Consider the following 13,083-nt stretch of genomic DNA (forward strand, 5'->3'; position numbering starts at 1 on the left):
GGTGTGACCAGGGGTTTTGCGGGTGGGTGCGATCATGGAACGGCTCGGCCCGGGGTCGGCCAGGGCCACGGGGCGTGCCCCGGGCGTCAGCCCCCGTGGGCGGCCGCGCGGCCGTCGAGGACGCGCAGGGCGGTCTCGCCCCAGCGGATGTTCTCCCGTTCGAAGGCCATGCCGCGGAGCAGGGTCAGGTACGGCCCGACGCGCTCGGCCTCGGCGAGGTGCTGCTCCTCGGTGCGGCCGTCGAGCAGCCGCAGCTGGAGGCGTTCGTAGCGGGCGAGCTTGTCGCGGGCCCGTTCGGTCCGGCCGGCGATGGACGCGCGGACGGCGGCACCGTCACCGGCGTCCACGCTCTGCACCTTGACCATGAGCTCGTCGCGGATGGCGCTGGGCCTGGTCGAGGGCTCGGCGGTGTGGGCGCGGATGGCGGCGAGACCGGCCTCGGTGAGCGAGAACAGGCGCTTGTTGGGCCGCTTCTCCTGCTGGACGAGGCGGGCGGCGATCAGGCCGTCGGCCTCCATGCGCTCCAGTTCGCGGTAGAGCTGCTGCGGGGTGGCCGTCCAGAAGTTGGCGACCGAGGCGTCGAAGCCCTTCGCGAGGTCGTATCCGGACGCCTCGCCCTCCAGGAGGGTGGCCATCACCGCGTTGCGCAGAGCCATGGCGTCAACGTAGCACCCGGGAGCACTCGATAATCAACAAAGCGACTATTTACGGAGCCCCTCGGCCGCGGTGAGCGGGGCGGGGTGGGCCGGGAACGGGTCCGGGGTGGCCCGGGGGCGCGGTGGCGTCGGCCGATCTCCCGGCCGGACGTCCCCGGCGTCCTTCCCTTCGGCCCGGCGGGCCGGGCGTGCGACAGGGGAGCTCCACTTCGCACCCGATCAGCCCTTCCCGCGGATTCCCCGCGCGTCCGGCCGGGGGCTGCGACGCCGAATTCATCCGGATATCGAGGACCGACCGCGGGTGCACCGGTCGCGGCCCCACGGATCTCCCGGCGCGGGTGGAATCCGGCCGCGCCTCCGGAATCCGGCCGCGCCTCCGGAATCCGGCCGCGCCTCCGGAAGCCGGTCGGGCCGGTCGAGCCGGTCGAACAGACTCCCGGGCGGTGGCGCCCTGGACATGTCGGCATGTCCGTGTCAGAGTCGGTGATCACTTCGGCCGTTCCGTCGATACGCACCTGAACGGGGATGGGGGATTCCGGGTGTCCGTGGACGAATTGACCCAGCGGGTTCCCGTGGTGCTCCTGGACCGCATCGGGTACGACTTCTACCGGGACGCCGACGGGAGGCCATTCCTGCCGGCCGACCGGTACCGGGTGCGGCTCGTCACCTCGCTCGCCAAGGCCGCCGAAGCGGTCGGCGAGGAACTGGAATCGGTGACCGCCGTGAACGCGTACGACGAGCGGGCGCTCATCGAGGCCGTGGAATTCCAGGTGTCGTTCGGGGGCCGCGAGGCGCACCGGATCGTCGCGGTCACCGAGCGGCTCCTGCTGCTGGCCGCCCGGCTGCGCGACCGGCTCGGCCTGCCCGGCCAGAGCGTGCCGCAGACCCTGCCCTTCCGGGACAAGGTCGTGATGAAGGAGCACCTGCGGCGGCACGGCATCCGGGTGCCCGCGTTCGCGCCGTTCTCCGAGGAGAACGCCCGCGAGCTCCTGCGCCGTCACCCGGTGCTGGTGGCCAAGCCCCGGCTGGGGAGCGGCTCGGTGGAGATCACCGTGCTCCGCGGCGAGGAGGACCTCGCCGCGTTCGCCGCCGCGCACCGGGGACGGTTCGACGAGTTCGAGGTCGAGCAGTTCGTCCCCGGCCGGCTCTACCACGTCGACAGCGTGGTCGAGGACGCCGAGGTGGTCGCCGCGGTCGCCGGCGGCTACCTCGACGACACCACCTCGTACACCGCGCTGCGCCCCTGTCGGGGCGTCGGGGTCCCGCCCGGCCCGCTGCTGGACTCCCTGCTGGAGTTCAACCGGCGCGTGCTGGCCGCGTTCCCCGGCTTCACCGGCGTCACCCACCACGAGATGTTCGTGACCGAGGACGGAGAGGTCTACCTCTGCGAGATCGGCGCACGGGCCGGCGGTGGTGGGGTGATCGCCGGCTTCCTCTCCCGGACCGGCGTCAACCTGGACGAGGTCATGATCCGGGCCCAGCTCGGATCGGCGCTGCCCGCAACACCGGGCGTGGCAGACCACCTCACCGGGTTCATCGCCATCTACGCCGGTCCGGGCACCGTCCGTGAGCCGCTCACCGCTCCGGACGAGCCCTGGGTGCTGGAGAGCCAGATCCTCGCCGAACCCGGCGACCTGCTCTCCGGGCCGGTCAACAGCAACGACGCCGTGGCCATCGTCTCGGTCCGCGGCGACACACGGGAGGAGGTCGTCCGCCGGCTGGACCGGGTCCACGCCCACATGGCGACGGCGCTCGCCGCCGTCACGGCCGGCTGACCGGGCCCCGCGCCGGACCCGTCCGCTCCCGTCCGTCGCGCGGGCCGAAGATCCGGAAGGCGACCTCCTCCGTCGCGTGCGCGTTGAGGCAGTAGTCCGCCCACTCGGCCGCCCGGTCGAAAGTGGAGTCGGCGACGATCCGGGCCGCCGCCGAGTCGACGTCGAAGCGGGTGGTCCGCTGCTGGACCCCGGGGCCGAGCAGCGCCCAGTGCGCGCCGGCCCGCCCGTACGGCATGCCGACGCTGCCCGGGTTGACCACCAGGCGGCCCAGTGCCAGCCGGGTGAAGGGCATGTGGGTGTGGCCGGTGACGACGGTGCCGATCCGCTCGTCCAGGCCCTCGAAGACCTCGCGGTACCGGTCGAGGGTGGAGTCGACCAGGACGACCTCCTCGTCGTCGCGCGGGGTGGCGTGGCAGAACAGCACCGGGCCCAGGCCCTCGACGTCCAGGGTCACCGAGAGGGGGAGCCCCTCCAGCAGGTCCACCTGGTCGTCGCGCAGCCGCTCGGCGGCCGAGGGGCCGATCGGGTCCGGGATCGCGGTGCGCGTTCCCCTGCGGTACTCGACGAGTTCGCGGTCGGCGTTGCCGCGGACCCAGACCGCCCGGTCGCCGAGTCCGGTCAGCAGGTCGAGCACCTGGACGGGCTGCGGCCCGCAGGCGATGTCCCCGTTGAGCACGATCAGGTCCGCGTTCCGCACGTCCGGCTCGGCCAGGACGGCCTCCAGCGCGGGCAGGACGCCGTGGATGTCGGAGAGTACGGCCACTCGGTTCACCATTCCGGCAGTATCCGACATCCCGTCAGCCCGGGAGGGGTGATCGGGGGAGCCGGTGGTCCGGCGGGACACCGGACGTCCGTCCACGAAAGGACGCGCGGCCCGGGCGGGCGCACGCCGCCGGGCCCGTCGGACGCGGCCGTGAGAATCGTCACTAGGCGGCCCGGCATCGGGGCGGGGGTGTGGCCCAGGTCACCCACCGTGAGCGCCCGGGAGGGGCCGCGGGCCGTGCGGGACGGCCCCGGAGCGCGTCCCGGGGCGGGCAACCGTGCGGTGCGGCAGTGGAGTTGGCCAGGTCCGGGGGTGTTCACCGGAGCCGGTGGGATCGGCGCGGGTGCTCCCGTGGGCTGGCGGGTCCACCTCGATGATCAAAATCGACCAAAGCTAACATGTACTGAGCGTTGCCTACCCTCGAAAGATGGACTTGTGACTGTCAACGACGACGTGTTCACGGACTGGAAGAACCGCGAGGAGATCGCGGAGTCGATGATTCCGATCATCGGACGACTGCACCGGGAGAAGGACGTCACGGTCCTGCTGCACAGCCGCTCCCTGGTGAACAAGTCCGTGGTCAGCATCCTCAAGACCCACCGGTTCGCCCGCCAGATCGCCGGCGAGGAGCTCTCGGTCACCGAGACGTTCCCGTTCCTGAGCGCCCTCACCGCGCTGGACCTCGGCCCCTCCCAGATCGACATCGGCATGCTGGCCGCCACCTACAAGGCCGACGACCGCGGCCTGTCGGTGGAGGAGTTCACCGCCGAGGCCGTCTCCGGCGCCACCGGCGACAACAAGCTGGAGCGCCGCGGGTCCCGCGACGTCGTCCTGTACGGCTTCGGCCGCATCGGCCGCCTGGTCGCCCGCCTGCTCATCGAGAAGGCCTCCGACAACGGCCTGCGCCTGAAGGCCATCGTCGTCCGCAACAGCGGTGGCGACGACATCGTCAAGCGCGCCTCGCTGCTGCGCCGCGACTCGATCCACGGCCAGTTCCAGGGCACGATCACGGTCGACGAGGCGAACAACAAGATCGTCGCCAACGGCAACGAGATCACCGTGATCTACTCCGACGACCCCACCAAGGTCGACTACACGGAGTACGGCATCGACGACGCCATCCTGATCGACAACACCGGTCGCTGGCGTGACCGCGAGGGCCTGTCGAAGCACCTGCGCCCCGGCATCTCCAAGGTCATCCTGACCGCGCCGGGCAAGGGCGACGTCCCCAACATCGTGCACGGCGTCAACCACGACACCGTCAAGCCGGACGAGCAGATCATCTCCTGCGCGTCCTGCACCACCAACGCCATCGTCCCGCCGCTCAAGGCGATGGACGACAAGTACGGCGTCCTGCGCGGCCACGTCGAGACGGTTCACTCGTTCACCAACGACCAGAACCTGCTGGACAACTACCACAAGGCCGACCGCCGCGGCCGTTCGGCACCGCTGAACATGGTCATCACCGAGACCGGTGCCGCCTCCGCCGTCTCCAAGGCCCTCCCGGACCTCAAGGCGAAGATCACCGGCAGCTCGATCCGCGTCCCCGTCCCGGACGTCTCGATCGCGATCCTCAACCTCCAGCTGGCCCGGGAGACCACCCGCGAGGACGTCCTCGACTACCTCCGCGAGGTCTCCCTGACCTCCCCGCTGCGGCGCCAGATCGACTTCATCACCTCCGCCGACGCGGTCTCCAGCGACTTCATCGGCTCCCGCCACGCCTCGATCGTCGACGCCGGCGCCACCAAGGTCGAGGGCGACAACGCCATCCTCTACCTCTGGTACGACAACGAGTTCGGCTACTCCTGCCAGGTCATCCGCGTCGTCCAGCACGTCTCCGGCGTCGAGTACCCGACCTTCCCGGCCCCGGCGGTCTGATCCGCCCGGTAGTGCCGAGAGCCGTCGGCCGAGCGTTGTGAGCCGATCCCCGGGGCCGTCCTGAGCGGCGGGCCCCGGGGACCGAAGGCCGTTTCCGCACCCGCGGAAACGGCCTTCCGGCTTTCCCGGCCCCGAGGGTGGGCTCAGGCGGCGGGGGTCAGGAGGCGGGTGTGGAGGAGGGTGGTGGTGTGGGGGGTGATGCCGACGGTGTCGGTGAGGTAGGCGGTGGGGGAGCCGTAGCGGGTGGTGAGGTCGGCGAGGGTGAGCTCCATGACGCGGGCGGGGGCGCGGCCGTAGCCGGGCCAGCGGAGGGTGCGGCCGGGGTTGGCGGCGTGCCAGTCGGCGACGAGGTGGGGGGTGGCCCGTTCGGTGAGGGCGAAGTCGGCGAGGATCTGGTCCTCGGGGACGCCGAGGAGGGTGAGGACGAGGGCGGCGATCAGGCCGGTGCGGTCCTTGCCGGAGGCGCAGTGGAAGACCAGGGGGTCGTCCGTTTCGGCGATCAGTTCGATGGCCTGCCGGATCTCGTCGACGCCGTCCTCGGCGACCTCGGCGAAGCGGTCGGCGAGGTAGCGCCAGGGGTCGAGGTCGGGGTCGATCTCGGCCTGGTCGTACGGGCGGTGCTCGATGCTGAGGTTGGCGTACCGCAGGTGGTCGGCCTCGGGGACGCGGCCCTTGGCCTCGATCTCCCAGGGGTAGCGCAGGTCGATGACGGTGCGCACGCCGAGGGTGAGGAAGCGTTCCCAGTCGGTGTCGCGGAGCTTGGCGAGCGAGTCCGAGCGGTAGAGCCGGCCCCAGGCGACGCTGCGGCCGTCGGTGGTGCGGTAGCCGCCCAGGTCGCGGAAGTTGTGGAGCCGTTCGAACTCGATGTGGCGCTGCACGGTGTCCTCCCCTCCGGCGGCCGCCGGGGTGGCGGCGCGCCGAAGGGCCATGATCGCATTTCGGTTCGGATGCGATGGGTTCGGGTGCGAGGGGACGGGCGGGACGGGTGGGACGGGGTCAGGCGCGGCGCTGGGGTTCCGGGCGGCGGGCGCCGGCCGGGGCCGGGTCGGGGCGGTAGAAGATGTCGATGTCGACCTCCTCGCCGCCGACGACCAGGGTGTCCCAGACCCCGCTGGCGAGCAGGGTGCGCAGGGTCTCCGGGCGGAGCTTGCGCAGGTGGTCGCGGAGGGTGGTGTCGTCGGGCAGGCCGGCCAGGCGCGGGGCGAGCCGGCCGCGGATCTCGCGCAGGTGGACCATCAGGGCCTCGATGACGGCCTCGGCCTCCGCCGGCGAGTCGGGGCCGGCGGCGGCCACCGCGGTGGCGGCCGGGTCGGGTGCGGCCGGGTCGGTCGCCGCCGGGGCCGGCGGGTCCATGCTGCGGGCGATCTCGTCCTTGATCGGGCAGCTGACGCCGTTGTCGTCGGTGGTGATCATGGCCTTCCAGGCGCGGCTCTTGTGTCGGTACTGGAGCATCGACATGGCGGCCTCGTGGCGGACGAAGTCGGCGTCCCGGAAGGGCCGGCCGCGCCACGCGGTGCTGAGCGTGCGGGCGAGCGAGATGGCCGAGGCCAGACCGCTGTTGAGACCGCGGCCGGGCCAGAAGTGGATCGCGTTGGCCGCGTCGCCGAGCAGGAACCCGTACGTGCCGGGGGTGGTGGCGGTGGCGGACAGCAGCTGGGCGGTGAACCGGGGCCGCTGCACCATGTCGAGGCGGAACCCGGTGACGGCGCTGAGGTTGTCCTCGGTGACGCCGAACAGCACCAGGCCCTCCAGCACCCGCTTCCACAGCGCGGAGCCCTTGACCAGGGCGGGCAGGAACAGCGTGCCGTGGGTGGAGCAGCGGAAGTCGCCGTCCTCGTTGCGGCCCATCAGGCAGGGCCGGGAGGCGACGCACTCCTCGAACCGGTGCCGGACCGGGTCGACGCCGATGACCTCCCGGGCCTCCTCGTCGGTCAGCCGCATGTTGAGGAAGCCCTCGCCGCGCAGCGAGTTGAGCAGGAAGCGGTTCTGGGCGACGGTCAGCAGGACGGCCATCGGGTCCGGCAGCTCGGACTTCACCCGCAGGCCGAGCACCACGTCCTGGACGTGCTGCCCGTCCAGCGAGTAGATCGAGGTGTCGGGGCTGCCGAACTTGCCGGTGTAGTGATCGCGGGTGCGCGAGCGGCCGCCCTCGCAGATGGCGAGGACGTGGCCGGCGGCCATCTCGGCGCGCTGCTCGACCGGGTCGAAGCGCTCGGGGACGAGCGTGATGACGGCGGGCTTCTCGTTCGCCATCTCCAGCAGGACGTCCTCGATGTACGCGATCCGGATGTTGCGCGGGCCCATGCCGCGGATGGAGTCCGGCCCGGCGGGCCACATCTCGGTGTACGCGTCGCCCTGGAAGAGCCGGGCCTGGACCTCCTCGGGGAGGTTGAGGTACTGCCGGCTCTGCACGGTCACCACCTGCTGGCGGCGGACGTTGCCCTGGGACTCGTCCTTCCAGACGACCCGGGAGCCCTCGCGGGTCCAGCGGCCGTCGTGGACGCTGACGGCGACCCGGCGGCCGAGCATGTTCTCCAGCAGCAGGGCGAAGGCGAGGCCGACCGGTCCGCCGCCGGAGACGGTGACCTTGAGGACCGGACCGGGCGGGGCGGCGGGGGCCAGCACCTCGGTGATGGTCTCCATCGCGTCGGCGACCTCGAAGGCGAAGACCTCGCCGCCGATGCTGATCAGGTCGCCGGGGGAGAGGATGTGCCGGGTCACCGCGCGCCCGTTGACCAGGGTGCCGTTGCGGCTGCCCCGGTCGTACAGCACGTAGCGGTCGGCCTCGCGCACCACCTCGGCGTGCAGTCGCGAGGCGCTCCCGCTGGCGATCACCACGCTGCTGTCGCCGCTGCGGCCGAAGGTGACCGGTCTGGTGGCGACCGGGAACCGCCGTCCGGTCAGCGGCCCCTCACGCCCGATGATCGCAGCTGGCATGGTCACTCCGTTCCTGTGGTTCGGTGGCCGTACGCCGTTGCTGGTGGCGTACGGATGCTCGGGCGCCGTGGGCTCTCGTCGCCAACGGCCGTTCCTCGGAAGGGCTTTGGTAGGGTCGCGATGGATCGGTGCGGCCGGCCGGACGCGGTCGGCCCCGGTGCGGCGCGCGGTTCTGTTCCCGGCCGGAGGATCCCGGTCCCGGAGGTTCCCGGTCCCGGAGGTTGCGGTCGGAGGTTCCCGGTCGGACGGCCCGGCAGGAGGTTCCCTGCCGCGGGGTGCCCGGCGGCGGTGGCCGCGGGTCCCGGGTCCGGTGTGGTGGCGGTCCGTCGGTGCTGGTGGGTGGCGGCGGGATCGGGCGTCGCGGTTCAGGCGTCGCGGTGGGCGTCGCTCATCGGACGGCGGTGCGGCTCACAGCGGGTGACGGCCGGCGGGGCGCGCCGGGGCGGTCCCGCGGGCGTGCACGACCGCGACGTACGACAGCAAGAAATCCGACAGTCCGGCACAGACAGTCATGTCCCCCACGCCCGTCACTTCACGCGTTGATCGGTGGACTCCAGGTTGTCGCCCCCGGGCTCGCCCGCGCAAGGCCGTGACGCGGGAAGTTGCAGACCAGTTGCACGCCGGTCGCACGGCGGTGGCCGTGTCGCGCCCGCCGGGTGAACCGGTCCCGCCGGGCCACCCCCCTGCGCGCCTGAATGATCATCAGAATCGCACGGGGGGTGTGGGACCCGTGAACAGTGCCGGCGCCTTTCGTTCAGCCGGTCCGTGTCCGGCGTTCACCGTGCCGCATCTGCGCGGTACCGCAGGGCCGACACCGTCCTCTTTCGGCCAGGGAGTGCGGCGGAAGGGCGAGTTCTCGGCATGAAACATCCCAGATTCCTGATCGTCAGCAGACCGGCCCGCGCCGACCGTCAGCCGGGCGGGACGGTCTGGCGTCTGCTGGGTGCCAACAACCGGCACCTGGGGCAGAGCGGGGAGACCTTCCGGGACGCCGCCGCCTGCCGGGCCGCGATCGAGGAGTACCAGCACCGGCTGGACCAGGGCCGGGCCGTCATGTGCTCGACCGGCCAGGGCTGGCTGTGGCGGCTGGAGCTGGACGGGCGGGCGGTGGCGGGCTCGGCGCGCGGTTACCTGCGCCAGCGGGAGTGCCAGTACAACCTGGCCCGGTTCCTGGCCGGCGCCCGTACGGTGGCCGAGCTCGCGGCGGCGGCCCGGCTGGCCGCGATGGCGGAGCTCGCCGCGGTGGCCGAGTGCGTGACGGTGCCGGACCTCGCCGAGCGTGCCACCGCCGCGGCCGAGCGTGCCGCCGGTGCCGACCGTGCCACCGCGGCCGAGCGTGCCGCCGGGGCCGACCGTGCCACCGCGGCCGAGCGTGTCACCGGGGCGGACCGTGCGGAGCCGACCGGCGGTGCCGGGTGAGCGTGGACCGGACGCGGCCGGCGGTCGACGGCCCCCGGACGCTGGTCGCCAACCCCGGCCTGCCGGACCGGCTGTTCCTGCTCTGGGCGCGGTTCAGCGGCACCTTCGTGCTACTGGTCATGCTCGGCGTGGGCGGCTACCTGGCGGTGCGCGCGACCGACGCGCTGGAGGTGGCCGGGCTGTCCTTCCTGACCACCGAGAGCTGGAACCCGGACGGCGGGCGCGGCCAGTTCGGCATCGCGGCCGTGCTGGTCGGCACGGTGCTGATCGGCGGGATCGCGGTGCTGATCGCCCTGCCGCTGGCCCTGGCCGGAGCGCTCTACATCAGCGAGTACGCGCCCCGGAGGCTGCGCCGGACGCTGATCGGCATGGTCGACCTGATGGCCGCGGTGCCGAGCGTGGTGTACGGGGTGTGGGGCTTCAAGCTGCTCCAGTACCAGCTGACCGGGGTGGCGAAGTGGATCTCCACCTACTTCGGGTGGATCCCGCTGTTCCAGGTCAACGGTGTGGACCCGGACGACCCGCTGACCCCGCCGCTGGTCTACACGGCCTCCAGCCTGATGGCGGGCACGGTGGTGGCGTTCATGATCACGCCGATCATGTGCTCGATCATGCGCGAGGTCTTCGCCCAGGCGCCGGCCGGCGAGCGGGAGGGCGCGTACGCGCTGGGGAGCACCCGCTGGGGGATGATCCGCTCGGTGGTGCTCCCGTACGGGCGCGGCGGGATCATCGGCGGCACCATGCTGGGGCTCGGCCGGGCGCTGGGCGAGACCATCACGGTCTACCTGATCCTCTCGATGACCTTCGAGATCCAGCCGCACATCCTGCAGACCGGCGGCAGCGCGGTCGCGCCGCTGATCGCGCTGCGCTACGGCGACTCCACCGAGTTCTCGATCTCCGCGCTGATGGCCGCCGGGCTCTCGCTCTTCCTGCTGACCCTGGTGGTCAACTTCGCCGCGGCCGCCGTGGTCGCCCGCAGCCGTTCGGGGGCCAGCACATGACGATGACGGAACCCACCCGTGAGCGGGCCGCCACCGTGGTGGTGGCCCCGGCGGACCCGGCCCGGCCGCAGCGCCGCCGGCGCACCGGCGGTCGGCGGGCCACCGACCACTACGCCCTGTGGGGCGCTCTGGCGGCCGGGGTGGCGGTGACCGCGCTGCTGTTCCAGCGGATCGCCCCGTTCAGCGGCGGGATCGGCTTCGTGGTGTGCGCCTGGCTCTGCTTCCTGGGGCTGTACGCGCTGCTGGTGGCCCGGGACGAGGGCCGCACCGCGGTCCGCGACCGGCTGGCCTCGGTGGTGGTGCACAGTCTCGCGGTGGTGCTGCTGGGCGTGCTGCTGTGGACGGTCGGCTATGTGTTCCTCAAGGGCTGGGACGCCCTGCGGCACCTCAACTTCTACACCGAGGACCTCGCCGAGGCCGGTCCGGCGACCCCGCTGGAGGAGGGCGGGGCGCTGCACGCGCTGATCGGCACGCTCACCCAGATCGCGGTCTCGCTGGCGATCACCATCCCGCTGGGGATCAGCTGCGCGGTGTTCCTGAGCGAGGTGCCGGGCCGTTTCAGCCGGCTGGTGCGCACCCTGGTGGAGGCGATGACGGCGCTGCCGTCGATCCTGGCCGGGCTGTTCGTCTACGCGCTGGTGCTGGCGCTGGACAAGGGCCGTTCGGGTCTGGCGGCGGGGGTGGCGCTGTCGGTGATGATGCTGCCGATCTTCATCCGGGCCGCCGACGTGGTGCTGCGGCTGGTGCCGGGCTCGCTCAAGGAGGCCTCGTACGGGCTGGGCGCGAGCCGCTGGCGCACGGTGTGGACGGTGACCCTGCCGAGCGCGCGCTCGGGGCTGGCGACGGCGGTGATCCTGGGCGCGGCGCGCGGGATCGGCGAGACCTCGCCGGTGCTGCTGTGCTCGGGCTACACCAAGAACCTCAACCTCGACCTGACCGAGGGCCCACAGGCCAGCCTGCCGCTGATGGCCTTCACCCTGATCAAGTTCCCCTCGGACCTCCAGGTCACCCGGGCGTTCGGCGCGGCCGCGCTGCTGCTCGCCCTGGTACTGCTGCTGTTCCTGGTCGCCCGCACCCTCGGCGGTCGCGGCCCGGGCGAGCTGACGCGTCGCCAACTGGCCCGGCGGGCCCGGCGCTCCGCCGAGGACCTGCGCCGGATGGCGGCCCGGCCGTCCGAACCCCCGATCCCCCCAGCCCGGAAGGCGCCCGTGGTCACCCGTACCGCCACCCGAACCGTCACGCTGCTGGCCGCGCTCGCGGTGTTCAGCACCTCCCTGCTGCTCGGCGCGGCGCCGCGGGCGGCGGCGGCCGACTACCGCCGGATCTCCGGCGCCGGCTCCACCTGGAGCAGCAACGCGGTCGACTCCTGGGTCTCCAACGTGCGCCAGTACGGCATGACCATCGACTTCGACGCGCAGGGCTCCAGTTACGGGCGCAACCAGTTCAAGAACGGCGCCACCGACTTCGCGGTCTCCGAGATCCCGTACGGGATGACCGACGGCGGCCAGTTCGACGCGCCGCCGCCGTGGCCGATGGCCTACCTGCCGATCGTCGCGGGCGGCACGGCGTTCATGTACAACCTCAAGATCAACGGCAAGCGGGTCACCAATCTGCGGCTCTCCGGCGACGTGATCTCGAAGATCTTCACCGGGCAGATCACCCGCTGGAACGACCCGGCGGTGCAGGCCGACAACCCCGGCCTGAAGATGCCGGACGTGGCGGTGCGCCCGGTGGTCCGCTCGGACGGCTCCGGCACCACGGCCCAGTTCACCAGCTGGATGGCCAAGCGCCAGCAGTCGATCTGGGACGCGTACTGCGTGAAGTCGCCCCGCAGGACGCCGTGCGGGATGACCTCGTTCTACCCGCTGCTGAGCGGCTCGACCTGGCAGGCGCTGGGCACCTCGGTGGCGGTGGCGAACGCGGTGGCCACCGAGTCCAACGTCGGCGCGATCACCTACGTCGAGTACTCGTACGCGCTGAACAGCGGCTTCCCGGTGGTGAAGATGCTCAACTCGGCGGGCTACTACGTCGAGCCCAACGGCAGAAACGTTTCCGTGGGTCTGGAGAAGGCCCGGATCAACGCCGACCTCACCCAGAACCTCGACGCCGTCTACGACAACGACCACCCCAACGCCTACCCGCTCTCCAGCTACAGCTACATGGCCGTGCACACCTCGGAGGTCGGCACCTTCACCGGTGAGAAGGGCCGCACCCTGGCCGCCTTCGGCTACTACTTCCTCTGCGAGGGCCAGAAGCAGGCTGACCAGCTCGGCTACTCACCGCTCACCCGCCAGCTGGTGCAGTCCGCCTTCGAGCAGCTGGCCAAGGTCCCCGGCAGCGAGGCCCGCGCCTTCGACGCCGCCAAGTGCACCAACCCGACCTTCGGCCCCGGCAACACCAACCCCTTCGCGGCGAGCGCCCCCAAGCCGCAGGACTGCGACAGGAAGGGCGGCCCGGCCCAGTGCGGCACCGGGACCGGCGGCGCCCAGACCCCGACCCAGACCGGGGGCTCCGGGGGCTCCGGCGGCGCCGCCGCGGGCGGCTCCTCCGGCGGCAGGGACGGTACGCGCGACGGGAAAGACGTTCGAGGGCCCGCCGAGCTCCTGCGCCGGGGCTGGGACGTCATCGGCACCGTCCGCGGCGACCGGCGCACC

Annotated in this window: 9 protein-coding genes; 5 read left to right on the forward strand and 4 right to left on the reverse strand. The window is 72.3% G+C overall.

From position 1 onward, the window contains the following. Nucleotides 1-86 precede the first annotated feature (86 nt). Nucleotides 87-656 (reverse strand): PadR family transcriptional regulator, encoded by a 570-nt coding sequence (locus ACWEQL_RS35760; RefSeq protein ID WP_452154597.1) that lies wholly within the window; start codon nt 654-656, stop codon nt 87-89. 545 nt (nt 657-1,201) lie between these two features. On the opposite strand from ACWEQL_RS35760, the gene ACWEQL_RS35765 reads away from it, so the two are divergent. Beyond that, nucleotides 1,202-2,431 carry an ATP-grasp domain-containing protein gene (locus ACWEQL_RS35765; RefSeq protein WP_452154599.1) on the forward strand — a complete coding sequence of 410 codons (1,230 nt, stop codon included), beginning with the start codon at nt 1,202-1,204 and terminating at the stop codon, nt 2,429-2,431. Here the strand turns inward: ACWEQL_RS35765 and ACWEQL_RS35770 are convergent. Then, complete coding sequence (locus ACWEQL_RS35770) at nt 2,418-3,206, reverse strand: metallophosphoesterase family protein (protein WP_452154601.1); 789 nt, start codon at nt 3,204-3,206, stop codon at nt 2,418-2,420. The genes ACWEQL_RS35765 and ACWEQL_RS35770 overlap by 14 nt on opposite strands. A 423-nt stretch (nt 3,207-3,629) precedes the next feature. On the opposite strand from ACWEQL_RS35770, the gene ACWEQL_RS35775 reads away from it, so the two are divergent. Then, nucleotides 3,630-5,072, forward strand: coding sequence for a glyceraldehyde-3-phosphate dehydrogenase (locus ACWEQL_RS35775; protein ID WP_452154603.1), 1,443 nt, complete (start codon nt 3,630-3,632; stop codon nt 5,070-5,072). Nucleotides 5,073-5,215: 143 nt separating this feature from the next. Here the strand turns inward: ACWEQL_RS35775 and ACWEQL_RS35780 are convergent, their stop codons facing one another. Beyond that, nucleotides 5,216-6,001 carry a tyrosine-protein phosphatase gene (locus ACWEQL_RS35780; RefSeq protein ID WP_452154605.1) on the reverse strand — a complete coding sequence of 262 codons (786 nt, stop codon included), beginning with the start codon at nt 5,999-6,001 and terminating at the stop codon, nt 5,216-5,218. Between the two features lie 67 nt (nt 6,002-6,068). Next, nucleotides 6,069-8,009: an FHA domain-containing protein gene (locus ACWEQL_RS35785; protein WP_452154607.1), complete on the reverse strand. Its 1,941-nt coding sequence runs from the start codon at nt 8,007-8,009 to the stop codon at nt 6,069-6,071. 861 nt (nt 8,010-8,870) lie between these two features. Between ACWEQL_RS35785 and ACWEQL_RS35790 the strand changes: the two genes are divergently transcribed. The 3 genes from ACWEQL_RS35790 to pstA all read left to right on the forward strand — a co-directional run. Then, complete coding sequence (locus tag ACWEQL_RS35790) at nt 8,871-9,428, forward strand: hypothetical protein (protein ID WP_452154609.1); 558 nt, start codon at nt 8,871-8,873, stop codon at nt 9,426-9,428. A gap of 2 nt (nt 9,429-9,430) precedes the next feature. After that, on the forward strand, nt 9,431-10,429 hold the full coding sequence (pstC, locus tag ACWEQL_RS35795) for a phosphate ABC transporter permease subunit PstC (protein WP_452154611.1): 999 nt from the start codon (nt 9,431-9,433) through the stop codon (nt 10,427-10,429). A gap of 2 nt (nt 10,430-10,431) precedes the next feature. Further along, nucleotides 10,432-13,083: phosphate ABC transporter permease PstA (gene pstA, locus ACWEQL_RS35800; protein ID WP_452154613.1), on the forward strand; the 2,652-nt coding region annotated here is incomplete at its 3' end.

The sequence above is a fragment of the Kitasatospora sp. NPDC004240 genome, assembly GCF_053603215.1.